This is a genomic window from Methanolobus vulcani, from assembly GCF_900100715.1.
GTDB classification, from domain to species: domain Archaea; phylum Halobacteriota; class Methanosarcinia; order Methanosarcinales; family Methanosarcinaceae; genus Methanolobus; species Methanolobus vulcani.
The window spans coordinates 481,734-498,389 of the sequence record NZ_FNCA01000001.1 but is presented as its reverse complement, the minus strand read 5'-3'; the positions used below and the strand labels follow the sequence as shown (position 1 = coordinate 498,389).

Annotated in this window: 16 protein-coding genes and 1 tRNA gene; 4 read left to right on the top strand and 13 right to left on the bottom strand. The window is 43.1% G+C overall.

All coding sequences use genetic code 11. The features are described 5' to 3' along the window. Positions 1 to 12 precede the first annotated feature (12 nt). The 13 genes from rpoB to BLP52_RS02120 all read right to left on the bottom strand — a co-directional run bounded on the left by rpoB (position 13) and on the right by BLP52_RS02120 (position 12,252). Positions 13 to 1,827, bottom strand: a complete 1,815-nt coding sequence (rpoB, locus tag BLP52_RS02180; RefSeq protein WP_091708286.1) for a DNA-directed RNA polymerase subunit B — start codon at positions 1,825 to 1,827, stop codon at positions 13 to 15. Continuing rightward, positions 1,820 to 3,442, bottom strand: a complete 1,623-nt coding sequence (locus BLP52_RS02175; RefSeq protein WP_091708284.1) for a DNA-directed RNA polymerase subunit B'' — start codon at positions 3,440 to 3,442, stop codon at positions 1,820 to 1,822. The genes rpoB and BLP52_RS02175 overlap by 8 nt, the downstream gene beginning before the upstream one ends. 93 nt (positions 3,443 to 3,535) lie before the next feature. Beyond that, positions 3,536 to 3,772 (bottom strand): DNA-directed RNA polymerase subunit H, encoded by a 237-nt coding sequence (locus tag BLP52_RS02170; protein ID WP_091708282.1) that lies wholly within the window; start codon positions 3,770 to 3,772, stop codon positions 3,536 to 3,538. A gap of 50 nt (positions 3,773 to 3,822) precedes the next feature. Next, positions 3,823 to 3,899, bottom strand: a tRNA-Lys gene (locus BLP52_RS02165). A 409-nt stretch (positions 3,900 to 4,308) separates the two neighbouring features. Continuing rightward, the gene (locus tag BLP52_RS02160) at positions 4,309 to 5,544 is read right to left on the bottom strand and encodes an adenosylhomocysteinase (protein WP_091708280.1); all 1,236 of its coding nucleotides are present in this window, start codon (positions 5,542 to 5,544) and stop codon (positions 4,309 to 4,311) included. Positions 5,545 to 5,633: 89 nt separating this feature from the next. Then, positions 5,634 to 6,932, bottom strand: a complete 1,299-nt coding sequence (locus BLP52_RS02155) for an amidohydrolase family protein (RefSeq protein WP_091708278.1) — start codon at positions 6,930 to 6,932, stop codon at positions 5,634 to 5,636. Next, positions 6,932 to 7,573: an HD domain-containing protein gene (locus tag BLP52_RS02150; RefSeq protein ID WP_091708276.1), complete on the bottom strand. Its 642-nt coding sequence runs from the start codon at positions 7,571 to 7,573 to the stop codon at positions 6,932 to 6,934. The genes BLP52_RS02155 and BLP52_RS02150 overlap by 1 nt, the downstream gene beginning before the upstream one ends. Then, complete coding sequence (locus BLP52_RS02145) at positions 7,564 to 8,334, bottom strand: 4-phosphopantoate--beta-alanine ligase (protein ID WP_091708274.1); 771 nt, start codon at positions 8,332 to 8,334, stop codon at positions 7,564 to 7,566. Before BLP52_RS02145 ends, BLP52_RS02150 begins: the two co-directional genes overlap by 10 nt. 32 nt (positions 8,335 to 8,366) lie before the next feature. Continuing rightward, entirely contained in the window at positions 8,367 to 9,311 is a 945-nt protein-coding gene (locus BLP52_RS02140; RefSeq protein ID WP_091708272.1) for a prohibitin family protein, read from the bottom strand. A gap of 64 nt (positions 9,312 to 9,375) precedes the next feature. Further along, positions 9,376 to 10,269 (bottom strand): pantoate kinase, encoded by an 894-nt coding sequence (locus BLP52_RS02135; protein WP_091708270.1) that lies wholly within the window; start codon positions 10,267 to 10,269, stop codon positions 9,376 to 9,378. After that, positions 10,270 to 11,517: a bifunctional phosphopantothenoylcysteine decarboxylase/phosphopantothenate--cysteine ligase CoaBC gene (coaBC, locus tag BLP52_RS02130; RefSeq protein ID WP_091708268.1), complete on the bottom strand. Its 1,248-nt coding sequence runs from the start codon at positions 11,515 to 11,517 to the stop codon at positions 10,270 to 10,272. Between the two features lie 62 nt (positions 11,518 to 11,579). Further along, a complete protein-coding gene (locus BLP52_RS02125; protein WP_238380686.1) occupies positions 11,580 to 11,912 on the bottom strand; it encodes a HepT-like ribonuclease domain-containing protein in 333 nt (110 codons plus the stop codon). Continuing rightward, complete coding sequence (locus tag BLP52_RS02120) at positions 11,902 to 12,252, bottom strand: nucleotidyltransferase family protein (RefSeq protein WP_091708265.1); 351 nt, start codon at positions 12,250 to 12,252, stop codon at positions 11,902 to 11,904. The genes BLP52_RS02125 and BLP52_RS02120 overlap by 11 nt, the downstream gene beginning before the upstream one ends. A gap of 282 nt (positions 12,253 to 12,534) precedes the next feature. Here BLP52_RS02120 and BLP52_RS02115 point away from each other — a divergent pair, with 282 nt between their 5' ends. The 4 genes from BLP52_RS02115 (at position 12,535) to BLP52_RS02100 (ending at position 16,570) form a co-directional block, all read left to right on the top strand. Further along, complete coding sequence (locus BLP52_RS02115) at positions 12,535 to 13,068, top strand: GNAT family N-acetyltransferase (protein WP_091708263.1); 534 nt, start codon at positions 12,535 to 12,537, stop codon at positions 13,066 to 13,068. 202 nt (positions 13,069 to 13,270) lie between these two features. Next, on the top strand, positions 13,271 to 14,050 hold the full coding sequence (locus BLP52_RS02110; RefSeq protein WP_091708261.1) for an archaellin/type IV pilin N-terminal domain-containing protein: 780 nt from the start codon (positions 13,271 to 13,273) through the stop codon (positions 14,048 to 14,050). A gap of 555 nt (positions 14,051 to 14,605) precedes the next feature. Continuing rightward, positions 14,606 to 15,664 (top strand): endo alpha-1,4 polygalactosaminidase, encoded by a 1,059-nt coding sequence (locus tag BLP52_RS02105; RefSeq protein WP_091708254.1) that lies wholly within the window; start codon positions 14,606 to 14,608, stop codon positions 15,662 to 15,664. A 66-nt stretch (positions 15,665 to 15,730) separates the two neighbouring features. Continuing rightward, on the top strand, positions 15,731 to 16,570 hold the full coding sequence (locus BLP52_RS02100) for a formylglycine-generating enzyme family protein (protein WP_091708252.1): 840 nt from the start codon (positions 15,731 to 15,733) through the stop codon (positions 16,568 to 16,570). The last annotated feature ends 86 nt before the right edge of the window (positions 16,571 to 16,656 follow it).

The following is a 16,656-nucleotide window of genomic DNA, read 5'->3' as shown; positions in this document are numbered from 1 at the left end:
TTAACTCACCCCTTATACAGCGTCCTCTAGTTGCAGTCTTGGAGCCACACCAAGGGATTTTATTTCGTCAAGCAGCAGTTTGAATGCGTAACTCATCTCTACAGGGTGGATGTCAGTCTCAGCACCACAGTTGGCGCAGTATCTGATATTCCTTTTCCTGTCAAAGGTTGCGATCATTCCACAGTGTCCGCAGACAAGTTCTACGACCTTGTCAGACTCATCGAGCAGTCTTTCCTTCAGTGTCATTGCAGCACCGTGGCCGATAAGCACATCACGCTCCATTTCTCCGAAACGCAGACCTCCTTCACGGGCACGACCTTCTGTTGGCTGCCTTGTAAGCACCTGTACAGGTCCTCTGGATCTTGCGTGCATCTTTGATGCAACCATGTGGTGCAGTTTCTGGTAAAGGATAACCCCTACGAACACATCTGCCTGGATCTTTTTTCCGGTTACACCATCGAAGAATACTTCCTTTCCTGTGTGTGCGAATCCGTGTGTCTTGAGAGCTGCACGAAGATCGTCTTCGTTCTCTCCGGAGAATGCAGTTGCATTAACTCTTCTTCCTTCCATGGAGCCTACCTTACCACCGATCATCTCAAGCACGTGACCTACAGTCATACGTGAAGGAATTGCGTGTGGGTTAATTACAAGGTCAGGAACCATTCCTTTCTCTGTAAATGGCATGTCAGCAAACGGTACGATAAGGCCGATAACTCCCTTCTGACCGTGTCTTGATGCGAACTTGTCGCCAATCTCAGGGATCCTCTGGTCTCTTATCTTGACCTTTGCAAGACGTGTTCCGTTAATTGATTCTGTAAGAATGACTGTGTCAACGACTCCTTTCTCGTTGGAACGCATTGTTATTGCACTTTCTCTGCGCTGCTCAACTGTGATTCCGAAGTCGGACTGTTCCTCAAGGAAACGTGGCGGACTGGTCTTTCCGATAAGTACGTCGTTTGGACCTACTCTGGTTTCAGGGTTTACAAGACCATCAATGTCAAGGTTCGCATATGCTTCCGGACTGCGTGCACCTCTGAACTCAGAGTCAGGTATTTCGAACTTGTCTTCCTGTCCACCTGGGTAGCGTCTTTCCTCGCCCTCAAATGTCCTGAGGAAGTGACTTCTTCCAAGTCCTCTCTCGATTGAACCCTTGTTAAAGACCAGTGCATCTTCAATATTGTGTCCTTCGTAGGACATAACCGCTACAACGAAGTTCTGTCCTGCCGGCCTGTCATCGAAATGGATGGATTCACAGGTCTGCGTTCTTACCATTGCGCGCTGTGGATAGTGTAAAAGGTGTGCACGGGTGTCAGGTCTGAGCTTGGTGTTTGATGTTGAGACGCCAATACACTGCTTGACCATTGCTGCACCCATTGTGTTACGTGGGGATGCATTGTGTTCAGGATATGGTACCATTCCGGTACAAATACCGAGCATAAGTCCCGGGTTGATCTCAAGGTGAGTATGGCTCTCTGTGATATCATTCTTGTAAAGAGCAATGAATGCATTCTCTTCTTCTTCAGAGTCAAGGTACTCTATCTTTCCTGTCTTTGTAAGTTCGGAATATCCCATCTTGCCCTCTGCAAGGAGGTCTATCTCCTCATCGGTAACGAGTGATTCTCCGTTCTTTACAATTATCAGTGGTCTTCTTGCGCGACCCATGTCAGTGTTGATCAGAACTTCATGTATGTCCTCATAATATGTTACATTGATCTGTTCTGACATCATGCCTGATCTGCGCTGCTCCCTGATATTCTCTACCAGTTCAGCAGGGTCTGTGTGGGTTCCTACAAGTTCTCCGTTGAGGAAAACTTTAGCTTCATTCATCGAGAAGTCCTCCCATATCATCTAATGATTCTGAATAGTTCGTGTACCCGATCGGTTCTGGCTTATCCTCTTCTACTACGTTTCTCACTTCTATATCTTCCAGATAATCATCAAGTTCTTCATCATACTCAGGAAGTGCTTTCAGGGATGAGTTCAGAACTGCCTTCACTACACCAAGGTCGTAAAGAATGTTCTTTATTTTCTTTTCTTCCTCTGTGCCTGTGGAAAGCTCTACCATTTGTGCAAAGTTCTTCACAAGACCACAGTTAGGACCTTCTGGAGTTTCTGATGGACAAAGTCTGCCCCATTGTGTCGGGTGCAGGTCACGAGCCTCGAAGTGTGGCTGTGCTCTTGAAAGTGGGGAAATAACACGCCTGAGGTGAGAAAGGGTTGAGATATAATCAGTTCTGTCAAGAAGCTGTGATACACCGGTTCTTCCACCTACCCAGTTACCTGTTGCAAGAGGGTGCTGGAGCCTGTCTGTAAGTACGTCTGCTCTTACAAGTGTGATCACATTGAGCTCACGGTTTCTCATGTTCGCTCTTTCAAGCTGGTATTTTATGTCTCTTGAGAGCCTGTTGAATGCGACCCTGAACAGATCTTCCATGAGGTCACCGGTGAGTTTCAGTCTCTTGTTTGAGTAGTGGTCCTTGTCATCCGGATTACGTCTTCCAAGTGCCAGTTCGAAACATGATTCGGCCATTCTTCCAAGGAAGTTTGCCTTTGCCGGCCTGTCATGAGGTTCGTTTCCAAGGTGTGGTAAAAGATATCTGTCGATCACGTAGTTTGCACGTTTGATCTGGTAGTCCCTTGCCTGCCCGGAAGCCACTCTTGAGCCGATCTTCTCCATTGCATCCTCTATGTTGTCAACCTCTGCTTCTTCAAGGTTCTCGAACATGAACTTCATGATCTCGGGATCTGTGGATACTGCCTTTACGAGTTCCTCATCAGTTTCCACTCCGAGAGCTCTCATAAGTGTGATAAAGTTAAGACGGCCTGAAATGGATGGGAATGAGACTTCAAGAAGTGATTTTCTTCCTCTTTCCACAACAACAAGTGCTCTGTATCCTCTTCTCTGTGAGAATACTTTTGAAACTTCGATGATGTCTCCGTATCTTTCTCCGAATTCAGTGAGAATCTTGTTAGGAGCAAGGTCTTCCAGTGTCATGACCACACGCTCGGTACCGTTGATAATGAAATATCCTCCCGGGTCAAGTGGGTCTTCACCGTATTTTATCATCTCGTCCTCGCCAAGTTCAGTGAGGTTACAGATGTCTGATTTTATCATTACCGGGAGTTGCCCGATCTTTGCTTCCTGTGGTTCTTTCTCCTCATCATTTTCTACAACACTCATCTGGAGGTAGAGTGGTGCGGAATAGGAAAGGTTCCTGAGCCTTGCTTCATTAGGATAGAGATTCTCGATAGCTCCGTCCGCTTCCTTGACTACAGGATTCTCAACGCGGATATTGCCCAGTTTGATATATGTGTCTTCAAGGTCGGTCTCGATGATCTTCTGTTCATCGATGATCTTTTGAAGACCACTCTCCAGAAACTTATTGTAGGAATCTATGTGATGCTGTACGATCTTATCTTTCGTGAAAAACGAACGTGGGATCTGTCCTTTGGTTAACGCTATGATAGCACCTTCTTTATGTGGTTATTGTGTTTATTGCAAAAAAGCCCTGTCTGAATAATGTGAATATCGCTTTCAAGCGATGACAAGTCGATAGTAGAATGCTTCGCTGGCGGTCTGACTGTTACGTGTAATCTTTACGACGTCTCCAACCTGTGCCCCAATTTCCTGAATAACTGGATCAACGACCTTTATCTTTGGTAGTTGTTCCTTCTCTATGGCATATTGCTTTAAAACAGATTTAAGTTCATCTTCCAACATTATCTCATGTTTAGGGATCAACTGATGGTCGAGCAGGCTAAATTTTCTCAATATATTACTCCTCCCTCAAAAATGTGAACGTGAACACTCTTGCAAAGTGATGGCGGGCTCGTAGGGATTTGAACCCTAGGCCGTCTGGTTAAAAGCCAGACGCTCTGCCTGACTGAGCTACGAGCCCAATATGTTGGGTGGATTTGCTGAGGCTGCTTCACGTTCATCGACTTCGGTGTAGCGGGTGATAAAAGCACTTTTAGTATATATAGTTTTCGTGCTTTCACGTTGCGTTCGAACTTCTATAACATCCTATGACTTACTATTACTTATATCTTTTTTATAGATGTACCCTTAATTAAATCCAAAACAGAATGTTTATATCTTATTATTCCTGCATTTTACAAAGTAGGCAACTAATGTGGTTAATTTCTCCCTCTCAAAAGCCCACTCCTGAACAATACCTGATACATTGGTACTTGGTACTTAATATTACTTAATGTAGCAACAATATCTCGGCACCTTCGGTTAGCACCTTTGTCGTAGCAGTGTATCAACTTAAAGTTATGCAAAAAAAGAAAAAGTAAATGACAGGTTTATGTTCCGGTTTCCCAGCCTGCCATGTATGCTTCCTGTTCATCGGAAAGCTTGTCAATGCTTATGCCCATTGACATGAGTTTCATCTCGGCCACGCCGATATCAAGTTCGTGTGGTACAGCATGTACTCCATTTGAAAGCTTGTTCTCCGCAATATATCTTACACAGAGTGCCTGGTTTGCAAAGCTCATATCCATGACCTCTGCAGGGTGACCATCACCTGCTGCAAGGTTCACAAGTCTTCCGTCAGCAAGCACGTAAACACGTTTCTCACCGATCTTGTATTCCTTGATGTTGTTTCTTACAGTCCTGACAGAACCTGCCATTGCCTTGAGGTCTTCAAGGTTGATCTCAACATTGAAATGACCTGCATTTGCAAGAATAGCACCATCTTTTATGACCTCGAAATCCTCTCTGTTCAGGATATCCCTGTTACCTGTGGTTGTAAGGAATATATCCCCGATCTTTGCGGCCTCTTTCATAGGCATAACACTGTTACCATCCATGCGTGCTTCCAGTGCTCTTATCGGGTCTATCTCGGTTACAATTACGTTTGCTCCAAGTCCCTTTGCACGCATTGCAGCACCTTTGCCACACCATCCGTATCCACCGATAACAACATTCTTGCCTGCTACAAGGAGGTTCGTTGTTCTCATGATACCATCCCATGAGGACTGCCCGGTACCATAGCGGTTATCGAAAAGGAACTTTGTCATTGCATCATTTACTGCAATAACAGGCATCTTCAGAGCCCCATCACGTTCCATTGCCTTAAGCCTGTGGATACCAGTTGTAGTTTCCTCACAGCCACCAAGGATCTCAGGCAGAAGGTCTGTGCGTTCTGTATGAAGCTTGAAAATAAGGTCTGCACCATCATCGATCGTGATGTCAGGTTTCATATCAAGAACCTTATCAATAGCTTCATAGTATTCCTCGTTACAGCAGTCATATTTTGCAAAACACTGGATGTTGTCCTTGTTGTGCAAAGCCATTGAAACATCATCCTGTGTACTTAGAGGATTACATCCCGTAATCGCTACTTTAGCACCGCCGATAGCAAGTGTCTCTACAAGAGCTGCGGTCTTTGCTTCGACGTGAAGTGCCATTGCAACTTTGTGACCTGCAAGAGGTTTTTCTTTTGCAAACTGTTCCCTGATGATATTAAGAACAGGCATGTGATTAAGAACCCAGTCGATCTTCATGTTTCCGGATTCTAACATTTCAGTATCAGTCATCTTTTATCTCCAATTTTGAAATAACTATAGATAAATAGGATATCTTCCTGATTATTATGCATCTGATATAAGTATAAGCCTTGTACTCCTTAGTTTCCAATCCTTCCAAGAAGATCTTTTGAAGCCTTTATAGCGATGTCAATGACTTCCTGCTCATCCATGGAGAGTACTTTTCCATCATCCATGAGCACTTTTCCGGCAACAATTGTAGTCCTGACATCTTTGCCGCTTGCAGCATAGACAAGATGTGAAGCTACATCATATACAGGTGCAAGGTGTGCTTTGTTCATGTCAATAATTATCATGTCAGCGTTGTAACCTTCTTTCAGCATTCCACTGTTGATTCCAAGGGCCTTTGCGCCATTGACAGTTGCCATCTCAAGTACCTTGCGTGCAGGAAGCACGGTTGGATCCATAACACTTACCTTCTGCAAAAGAGCTGCTGATCTCATTTCCTCAAACATGTCGAGATTGTTGTTAGAAGCACATCCGTCTGTTCCAAGGCATACATTTGCTCCCGCATCAATGAGTTTTGTAACAGGACAGATGCCGGAAGCGAGTTTCATATTGCTGTTAGGATTGTGGGATATATTAACGCCGTATTCAGCAAGTATCTTTATATCACCATCAGAGAGCCACACGCAGTGTGCAGCAAGCACATCAGTTCCCCAGAAATCAATTCCCTTGAGGAAATGAATAGAGCACATTCCGAAGTTCTCTTTCATATAGTTGAGTTCGGCTTCGGTCTCAAGCACATGGATATGCAATTTGACGTTATCTCTTACAGCCTGCTCTTTCACTCTTATGAGAAAATCCCTTGAACAGGTGTTAGGTGCATGCGGTCCGTACATGGTAATGATCCTGCCACCAGCTTTCCCATTCCATTCTTTGACAAAAGCGCTACCAACTTCAAGTTCCTTGTCTGCCTTTTCCTTATCTCCAAAATCAATCATTCCGTAGGAAAGTGCTGCACGGATTCCGGCTTCATCAACAGCCTGAGCAACCCTGTTCTCATGGATGTACATATCCGCAAAGGCAATTGTTCCGGAGCGAATCATTTCAAGACATGCAAGTCTTGTACCTGCATAGATGTCATCATCAGTAAGTTTAGCTTCTGCAGGCCATATATGATTCTCAAGCCAGTCCTGAAGCTGCATGTCATCTGCGTAACCTCTGAATATTGTCATTCCTGCATGACAATGAGTGTTAACAAGTCCGGGCATAAGGACTGAGCCTTTTGCATCGATGACTTTCTTAGCAGTACATTCTGTGGAAGTTCCGACTTCCTTTATTTTACCATCCTCTACAACAACGACCCCGTTCTTAATATCGCCTGCTTCCGGGTCCATTGTTAGGATATAAGCATTCTTTATGATAAGATCCGCCATTATTTCTCTCCTGATGTCTCTTCTTTTAGCTCGTTTAGATATTTGCGCATAATTGCCAGTCTCTGTTCTGCAATATCTTTGGCTGTTTCCGTATTAAGTCTTTCAGGTATTTTAAAAGGTTTTCTTTCCATGTAATCGTAGAACCCGTCAAATGGGTCTTCGGTGTAAGCATTCATGGAAGTTTCCTTTACGGTTCCAATAGTTTCTTTCAAAGCTCTTAAAGCTCCCATAGATACAAGTGACCTGAAAATCCCTACAGCACCCAATGCATCGATCCTGTCAGCATCCTGAAGGATCTGAGCCTCGATGGTCTCTGCCTTCATTCCACGGCTGAAACGGTGGGTCAGGATACATGATGTCACATGTTCTATGAGTTCTGCTTCAGCGCCATTCTCTGCAAGGAAATCACGTGCAATCTCGGCGCTATATTCTGCGTGGTTGCCACCTTCCTTGTGTTCTCTCACGATACCTACATCATGTAGAAGTGCTGCAAGACGGATTACCTGTAAGTCTCCACCTTCTTTTTCCTGAATTCTCATGCAGGTATTTTCAACCCTTTCGATATGTGACATATCGTGTGTACTGGGTTCATTTTCCAGTACCAGTGACACGAATTTCCTTGTGTTCTCTATCAGACACATGTAAGTCCTTTCTCCTCTGCTTTGTTCTTCAGGTTTTCCTGCATAGTGTAAAGGGCATCTGAGATAGTAACATCATTGTTGAATGAATCAACAACTTCCTGAAGTTCATCCTTGCTATGAGTTTTCATCTCTTTTGTGAACTGGATCATATTCTTAAGAGCTCTGGTGACATTATCCACAATGGTGATGTTAGCTGTCAGTGCAGTTCTGGAAAGTGGGTTCAGGTCAATTGTAATTACAGTCTTACCCATCTCCACAAGTTTCTGGCACCTGTCACCGTCTTCAAGGGGCACCAGTACAACATCAGCACTGAATATACCCTCCTCATCAACAATAGCCCTGTCATGGGAAAGGTCAAGTCTTTTGTCTGCTTTTCCACCTAGAACAACACCTGCTCCATGCGCTTTTAGATGCTCGATTATTTTATGCACCCTGGCATCACTTCTGTGGAACAGGTTCACTTCAAGTCTTGCTCCGGTGACATCTGCAAGAGCTGCCATAAGATCAGGAACCAATGCAGCAGTATTACCGTTCACAGATATTATGGCATTCTCTGCAAGAAGGATATTAGCAACCGCTGCTCTCTCGGCAATGGCTGCTGATTTAGTGGTCTTTTCCCCTATAATGTAATCGAAGGCTTCCCCGCGTCCCTGCGCCACAAGTCCCTGCTTGCTGGTGATGCCGATGTTCACACCTTCAACTATTCTTTCCCTGGTGATGAGGGATTCATACCTGGGGTGATCTTTAGGGATATCTGTCATTCAGTCCGTTTTCTCCTTTTCATTTTATTATCTTATTTGCTAGCATCCAGTATTATTCCCTGGTCAGTTGGTACAAGCATTGTCTGTATGTCCTGTCCCTGCAACATCTGAATGTACTTGTAGTTTATGAGGTTCGGGTTCTTTGCCAGTTGCTCATTGATTATTTTTAGTGCTTCAGCCTCACCGTATGCCTGGGCAATAGTTGCATTAGCAATACCGTTCGCTTCAATTATCTTCCTTTCAGCTTCAAGCTGCTCTTTCTGCTTTACGAAGATCATTCTCTGGGCATCCTGGTCTGCCTGGAGTTTTGCTTCAATGGCTTCAGCAACCTTTGTAGGGAGCACTACGTTCCTTACGAGCACTTCTTCCACAATGATACCATCGCTATCAAGGGCATCTGCAATATTTGTGAGCATCTCTCCGGCTACAAGTTCCCTTTCTTCTCCATAGACCTGCAGAGCAGTCTTGCTGGAAACAACTTCACGTATCGATGACCTTATTGTAGGTCTTATTATCTTTTCAGCGTAGTTTGTTCCGAGTTTCTGATGGACATCACTTACTTTGTCTGGTACAAGTCTGTACCTTACGGTAATATCGAGTCCCAGTGTAAGACCTTCAGCCGTGAGTGCCTTGATCTGATCATCACCAACAACCTGTCCTTCATCTTCCACACCGCTCATGGTGTATGTTTCACTTCTAACAGAGTATTTTGTCACGGATACCCATGGCGGAACGATGTGTAATCCTTCCCCAAGTTCGTCATCTTCCACACCACCGAACTGGTTGAACTTCACGCCAACCTCTCCGGCTCCAACAGATACGAAGATAGAGCCGAATAAAATTGAAAATACGATCAATACTACGAATATAAGAGCAATACCACGTGATATCTTACCAATAATAGGTGTAATATCTTTTATTGGGAGTTCCGGTACCTTTTTAGGAGGTTCGGGTTCCCATTCACCTTCAACAACCATAAAAAATCTCCAATAGAATAATTCCAGGCGTAAATATCAGGTGTAATTGATAATATGTTTTCGCTCAGACAATTCTGATGCTTCCAGTTCGTATCCTGAACCGAAGCACTTCACCAAATTCTGAAAATATACTCACAAGTTCCGGTGCACAGGTTACTGATGGCACTGAAAATACTGCATTTCCAAGCATTGCCTGTGAAGCTATAACGCCTGCATTTTCTGCAGCTTCAATTACATCTATTATTTTATCCTCAGCAAGTCCTGTATTCATGGTAAATTCTCTGGAACAAAGCATAAAATTAGATGCTGTGGGTTTTTGCATGAGCTTTTTCATTGCTTCTTTTCCGGCAGCATTGATATTTTTGACCATATATTTGTCTCCCAGAACCGAACTTGTAGATAGTTTTCCAAGCACAACACAGCACACTTCTCTTTCTCGTGTAGGTATCTGGTCTGTCTGGATAATGGATGGGGCACCTGGTGTCATTCTTACAAGGATTCCACCATGTACCTGTCCTGCAACATCTCCAAGTCCACTGCCATTCCTGACTTCTGCAACATGTGCGATATCATTGAGTCGGGTCGATGTATATTCAAGCGAAAGAGCATGATTTAGTGCGTATGCAGTTCCAAGAGCCCCGGCTCCGGAAGCACCAAAACCACATTCAATAGGTATATCAGAAATACTTTCAACTTTTACAGGATATTCCGTCATGGATTCAACAACTGTTTTGCTAGTGTGCCCTGCTACCTTTTCACCATTGAGAAATATCTTTGTATTATCAATCTCTTTTCCTGCAGTAACAGTGGTGTAAACTCCGCCATCAAGTACAACTCCACAACCAGTTGACCCTTTTTTCATGGGATCATTCTGGTCGTGTATCTGAAAAAAACCTGTAATATGGGCCGGTGCAAAAGCTCTGGCCGTCTGAGTATCATCGACAGATTCTGATTGCATTTAATTTTCGCCTTTCGATGTCAGCATGTCTGTAATTTCATCTATCAGGACATTTGCAATAAGACTTTTGGAACCTTCTATACTAATATTATCTTTATTACCGGAGTATAATATAGTAATACTATTGTTGTCAGTTCCCATTCCTTCTTTACTGACCTCGTTGGCAACGATCATATCAAGTCCTGAATTTTCAAGGGTCTGCCTTGCCCTTTTGAGCAGTTCTTCTGAATCAACTCCTGCCTCAGCCTTGAACCCTATTATCTTCACCTGAGGATATGCCTGCCTCGCTTCTTTGATTAACTTGCGAGTGTTTTTGAATGAAAGCTTAAGCCCTTCTTCTCCGGATTTTATCTTCCGGTCACTTGAATCAATTGTATAATCAGCAATAGCAGCAGAACTTATAAGCACATCATAACCCGCTGAAAGTTCACCAAGCACTGCGTCGGTCATCTGGGCTGCAGTTTCAGCGTAAATCTCATTGATGCCAGTTACTCCAAGTTTGTTTCTGTGAACGATGGTAACCTCAGCACCCCTGCGGTAAGCTTCAAGAGCAAGTTCATTCCCAGTCTTCCCGGATGCCCTGTTAGTAAGGATTCTTATCGGATCAATTGGTTCTGCTGTAGAACCACTAGTAATTAGTATCTTCTTCCCACAGAGTGTCCTTTTCCCGATAGCCCTCTCAACCTCAAGCACGATCTCATCATTGCCAGCTATCTTTGCTATGCCTTCCTCTATCCTTGGCCCGATGAAGCCGATTCCCCAACCTTTCATTTTCTCAATGTTCTCCATAACAGCCGGATGGTTGTACATGTCCTCATGCATTGCAGGTACTACCATTACAGGCTTACCTGCACCGATGGCTGTGGTTGCAAAGGTTGTCACAGGTGTATCATCGATCCCTGCTGCGATCTTCCCAAGAGTGTTGGCTGTTGCAGGAGCGATAAGCAAAAGGTCTGCCCTGCCAAGATTCCCAAAGAACTCCACATGTTCCACCTTTCCGGTGATTTCAGTGATAACTTCATTCCCGGTTGCGTAATGCAGGGCCATTGGGTTGATTATCCACCCTGCACCCTCACTCATAACCGCATAGACATCTGCTCCCCTTCGGATGAATTCACGTGCAAGTTCTACTGTCCTTACAGCAGCAATGCTGCCTGTAACTGCAAGTACGATGGTCTTGCCTTTAAGCGATTCTGATCTAGTGGATCTTATCCATAGTGTCGGGTGTTCATTTGGAATCTGAGGCATATTCTGTCCTTATTTGATGAATAAGTGGATTTTAGTATTTAAAAGGGGACGGTTTAGTAGAATTAGTTTGCAAGAATTGTTTCTATAACTGTCTTCAGTTCAGGAATATCTCTTTTTGTGGTGTTCCATACTTCATCAAGATCAACTCCAAAATAGACATGTATCAGCTTATCCCTCATTCCTGCAATTTCTTTCCATGGAATTAAAGGGTAGTTTTCTGTTGTACTTGGTGAAATGTTCTTTGTGGCTTCACCTATTATTTCCAGTTGCCGTATTACTGCATCCTGAATAAGTCTTTTTTCAAGAAACTCTTCATAGGTCAGGTATTCTGTGTATTCTTCTATCTGGTTAATCGCATCAAGAATATAGTTTAGAAATACAGAATTATCCTTCACAATAGATTCTCCTAAGTTCGTCTCTGATCATGGGGGATATGTATGGACTTAATGACCTTTCAGTAACAAGGTCTACTTTTTTACCCAGAAGTGTTTCGAATTCATTTTCTATCTTTATGTGATCAATAAGACTTTTTCCTTTAGAGAATGTCACCAGAAGATCAATATCACTATCTTCTTGCTGTTCTCCCCTTGAAAAAGAGCCAAAAAGTCCAAGAGATACTATATCATGCTGCCTGCAAAGCTCCATCAGGTCTTTTCCAACCCTTCTATCAAGACCCAGAGATTGTGCAAGATCAAAGGCATCATTGATCTCAATAGTGTTTTTCTTAAATGACATATTGATAGCAGTGTTATCTTTGTTTCTTCTTTTTAGAGATGTGATTACATTCTAGTTCTACCTTATATTTATTAGCTATTATTCTTATTAACATTTTCAGGAATTTCCAACATATATTGAGCGAAGAAACCGCCATCCCACCGAAGGCGGCACTTTCCCACCATTCCAATTGACATAAACCTGCATATGTTCACGCCCTTTTTCTGAGAGCTTACTGTTGCTAGATTCGTTCCCCTCTACTTCCGATAAATTCCAATATGATTGTTCCATATCTTCTCCATTATGACCTCTCCTTTTGTCCCGCGTCCTGCAACCCTTGCAGACAAATCCAAACTCTTAGCCCTCTACCGGGAGGTAGCCACGATTTCCGGCGGCATTATCCGCGAACCACATGAGGTCACAGAGGAATACGTCGATAAATTCCTCACCAACAGCCTGAAAGATGGTATCATCCTTGTGGTTGATGACAATGAGAACGACCGCATAATAGCTGACCTTCATACCTATCGCTCTTCCAGAAGCGTGTTCTCCCACGTGTTCGAGCACCTGACAATCGCAGTGCATTCGTCATTTCAGAAACGGGGAATCGGCAGGATGCTTTTTACAACAATGCTTGAAAAGGTAAGAACAGAATACCCTGATGTTCTGAGAGTAGAGCTAATTACAATGGAGAGCAACCACTCAGCCAGAGGTCTTTACGAATCTCTTGGTTTTGTAGAAGAAGGTCGGATGGAGAAAAAGGTCAGGAGAAAGGACGGCAGTTTTGAAGATGATATTCTCATGGTGTGGCTGAATCCTGACTTTACTGAAAAATAAGGTGGAAATCGACTCTTTCTGGTTCTTTCTATATTTATCTAGTAGAAAAAACAGATCATTACATCAACAATAATTTTGCATTAATAGTTACATGGTTAAGGAACTGTAATAATATCTGTACATTCAAAGGGTAATCATTATATATAGTAAAAGTCAATGCTCATTATATTATTTTTTATATATAATTATTGGGGACTTGCATATGAAAGCAAATAAACAATTTTTCATGAAAAAAGATACACGTGCCCAGGTGGGTATTGGTACTCTTATCATTTTCATAGCCATGGTGCTGGTAGCCGCTGTAGCTGCCGCTGTTCTGATTCAGACATCAGGTACTCTGCAACAGAAAGCCCAGTCAACAGGTAAACAGGCAACACAGGAAGTTTCATCCAACCTCATGGTCAAAGACATCGAAGGTGTACGTGCAAAAAATTCTTTAGTCGACATGTCCAACACAATCGACATGCTGGAACTAAAAGTTGGTCTTAATGTTGGAAGTTCACCGGTGGATGTAAATCAGGTAATTATCTCCATCACAGACGGGACAACTACAAATAACCTTGCGTATGCAGGTAATGATAAGTCATACGGACAAATGTTTACATTTAATTCAACATCCGCTGCAGACAATCTGGATGCACTTTTTCGTACAGTAACCAACGGTGTTAATAGCTCTATGCGCTACTTTACAGTTGAAAAGATTCGTGATGAGGATTCATCGTTCTCTCAGAGTAATCCTGTAATGAATACCGGGGACCTTATTACTGTGTATATTGGAACAACATCACTAGAAGCAGGTGGGTCTACTTATACTTATATTGGTTCTAGAGCTCCAGGAAGTATGTATTCATCAGGTCTTAACCTTGTTCCGCGTACTGTGGTCAGCATTGTCCTGACCCCTGAGTCTGGTGCAGCAACCAGTGCAGAGTTCGTCACGCCTTCTTCTTACGGTGTTAAGGAAACTGTACAACTGTATCCATAATTGAAAGGGGGATGCTGGCATGTATACATCCCTCCCATTTTTAAAACCTACTTAAGTAGGATAGTAATTTTATATTGATTTTAACACTGGAAGTAGAAACAGTCCATAGATACCTGTTATCAAAAATAAATCTCTGCCAGCGTATCTTATTTTCCTGAGCAGTAAGTACCATACAGAGATCACAAAAAGATAGTATACAAACCCAAAGACAATATCATTTTACTGGATTTTGACTTAGCAGTATTTTCTCACCGGCAGGCTTCGGGAGATTTTCTGTAATTGCAAATACTCCTGTCTTCGGTCAAAAGCCCACTCATCACTCCTCCTCCAATAACAGATAAGTAAAGATCTATATTGGAAATATCAGATTCATTGGTTCATTCAGTCCGTGTATTGTCAAAATGATACCAGGAATGACTAAGTTTGCTCTTTTCCAATTCATCTGGTTATTATATGGGATTTTCCGATTTTCTATTTTATGTGTTTTGTTTTGTTTTTTGAGTATGGATATACCTCTACAAGTCTATATAATAGTGTAAAATAAATCCTTTTTACATGAACCAGAAGTCACTGCAAATTATCATCTTCCTCACACTCATCCTCCTGACATCCGGCTGCTCAGACAACAGCACAGACACACCCGACACAATCAAAAATCCTGACATATCCGAAGCCTCAAACACTGATTCCCTTGACACTGCTGAAGAATCCACTTCAGTAATGGACTATCGCCAGCAAATGCGTGATTTTGTCATCGGTATCAGCACTTACTCAAAACAGAAGAACCCGGTTTTCATAATCATCCCGCAGAACGGTCAGGAACTTCTGACATCCGGCGGAGAACCTGATGATCCGATTGCACAGGACTATATTTCAGCAATTGACGGGGTTGGCAGGGAAGACCTCTTCTTCGGTTATGATGATGACAACGTGGCAACAGAGGAAGAAGACACAGAATATATGGCATCGTTGCTGGATATTGCCAGAGACAACGGTGTAGTTGTACTGGTAACTGATTACTGCTGGACTAAATTCTATGTCGATGCTTCATATCGTGAGAATGCAGACCGGTTTTACATCTCATTTGCTGCTGACAGCAGGGATCTTGATACTATTCCTGAATATCCGGCAGAGCCTTTCAATGTCAACAGCAACGATATTCTATCACTTTCTGATGCGCAGAACTTCTTGTACATCATCAATCCGGAGGAATATGGCAGTAAGGAAGAGTTTCTGGAAAGCTTGTGGGGAACTGACTACGATGTGATTCTTATTGATCTCTTCTTTTATGACCTGCCTCTGACATCAGATGACATTGCTTCCCTGAAAATCAAATCAAATGGTGGCTCTCGTCTTGTGATCGCTTACATGAGCATCGGTGAAAGTGAAGACTATCGGTACTATTGGGATGAATCATGGCGTGTTGGCTCTCCAGAGTGGCTTGAGGCTGAGAATCCTGACTGGGAAGGCAACTACAAGGTACGCTACTGGGATGAGCAGTGGCAGGATGTCATCTATGGAAATGAAGATGCGTATCTGGATATGATACTTGATGCGGGATTTGATGGTGTTTATCTTGACATAATCGATGCTTTCGAGTATTTTGAGGACTAGTTTAACATCCAAAAATAGATATGTATTGATAACATATCTTCGAAAAACTCATAGCGAGGACATCTTATGCGGATAGGTACAAAAAAGATCATAACGATCCTTGCAGTACTCCTGATTGCAATTGCTGTAACAGGTTGCACTTCAAGCGATAATGGTAGTGACAATGGGGCAAGCAGTTCATCTGCAACTACGGCCAGCAAACCAACGGGTAATGAATACACCAACTCCATAGGAATGGATTTCCAGCGCATCAACGCCGGGACCTTTAACATGGGTACATCAAAGTATGCTTACTCTCAGCCGGTTCACAAAGTAAGGCTTGATAATGACTTTTACATAGGGAAGTATGAAGTGACACAGGCACAGTGGGAAGCAGTAATGGGCAGCAATCCCTCTAATTTCAAAGGTGACAACCTTCCTGTTGAAAGTGTCTCATGGAACGACATTCAGGAATTCATAACCAAGCTCAATGAAATGGAAGGCACTACAAGGTACAGGCTCCCAACCGAGGCTGAGTGGGAATATGCAGCAGCAGCCGGCACAACAACTCTCTATTCATTTGGCGAAATAAATAAGGATGAGGGTCCTTTCCTCAAGGACTATGCCTGGTATCAGGATGACTCATATGACAGGACTCATGAGGTAGGTCAGAAACTTCCAAATCCATGGGGTCTCTATGACGTTCACGGAAATGTATGGGAACTTGTGGAAGACAGCTGGGTGGATAACTATGGCAGCGCACCTGAAGACGGAAGTGCTGTAGAGAAAGGTGCTTCTTCCCTGAGGGTTATGAGAGGTGGCAGTTATTCAAGTCTGGAAAATGCACTTTACACAGCATTCAGAGGAAAGCAGGATCCACGTGATGGAGATTCTTCAATTGGTTTCCGTCTTGTGATGGATGCCTGATTCAGAGTCGAATAAACACGAAATAAAACAAATTAAAAACTAAAGCCTTGTTGGCTTTAGTTAATCTATTTTTGATTTAACTTTCA

Bases quoted from the DNA above. Each gene is read 5' to 3' on its own strand.
- rpoB (WP_091708286.1), bottom strand. From the start codon at position 1,827: ATGAATGAAGCTAAAGTTTTCCTCAACGGAGAACTTGTAGGAACCCAC.
- BLP52_RS02160 (WP_091708280.1), bottom strand. From the start codon at position 5,544: ATGACTGATACTGAAATGTTAGAATCCGGAAACATGAAGATCGACTGG.
- BLP52_RS02155 (WP_091708278.1), bottom strand. From the start codon at position 6,932: ATGGCGGATCTTATCATAAAGAATGCTTATATCCTAACAATGGACCCG.
- BLP52_RS02150 (WP_091708276.1), bottom strand. From the start codon at position 7,573: ATGTGTCTGATAGAGAACACAAGGAAATTCGTGTCACTGGTACTGGAA.
- BLP52_RS02145 (WP_091708274.1), bottom strand. From the start codon at position 8,334: ATGACAGATATCCCTAAAGATCACCCCAGGTATGAATCCCTCATCACC.
- BLP52_RS02140 (WP_091708272.1), bottom strand. From the start codon at position 9,311: ATGGTTGTTGAAGGTGAATGGGAACCCGAACCTCCTAAAAAGGTACCG.
- BLP52_RS02135 (WP_091708270.1), bottom strand. From the start codon at position 10,269: ATGCAATCAGAATCTGTCGATGATACTCAGACGGCCAGAGCTTTTGCA.
- coaBC (WP_091708268.1), bottom strand. From the start codon at position 11,517: ATGCCTCAGATTCCAAATGAACACCCGACACTATGGATAAGATCCACT.
- BLP52_RS02120 (WP_091708265.1), bottom strand. From the start codon at position 12,252: ATGTCATTTAAGAAAAACACTATTGAGATCAATGATGCCTTTGATCTT.
- BLP52_RS02115 (WP_091708263.1), top strand. From the start codon at position 12,535: ATGACCTCTCCTTTTGTCCCGCGTCCTGCAACCCTTGCAGACAAATCC.
- BLP52_RS02110 (WP_091708261.1), top strand. From the start codon at position 13,271: ATGAAAGCAAATAAACAATTTTTCATGAAAAAAGATACACGTGCCCAG.
- BLP52_RS02105 (WP_091708254.1), top strand. From the start codon at position 14,606: ATGAACCAGAAGTCACTGCAAATTATCATCTTCCTCACACTCATCCTC.
- BLP52_RS02100 (WP_091708252.1), top strand. From the start codon at position 15,731: ATGCGGATAGGTACAAAAAAGATCATAACGATCCTTGCAGTACTCCTG.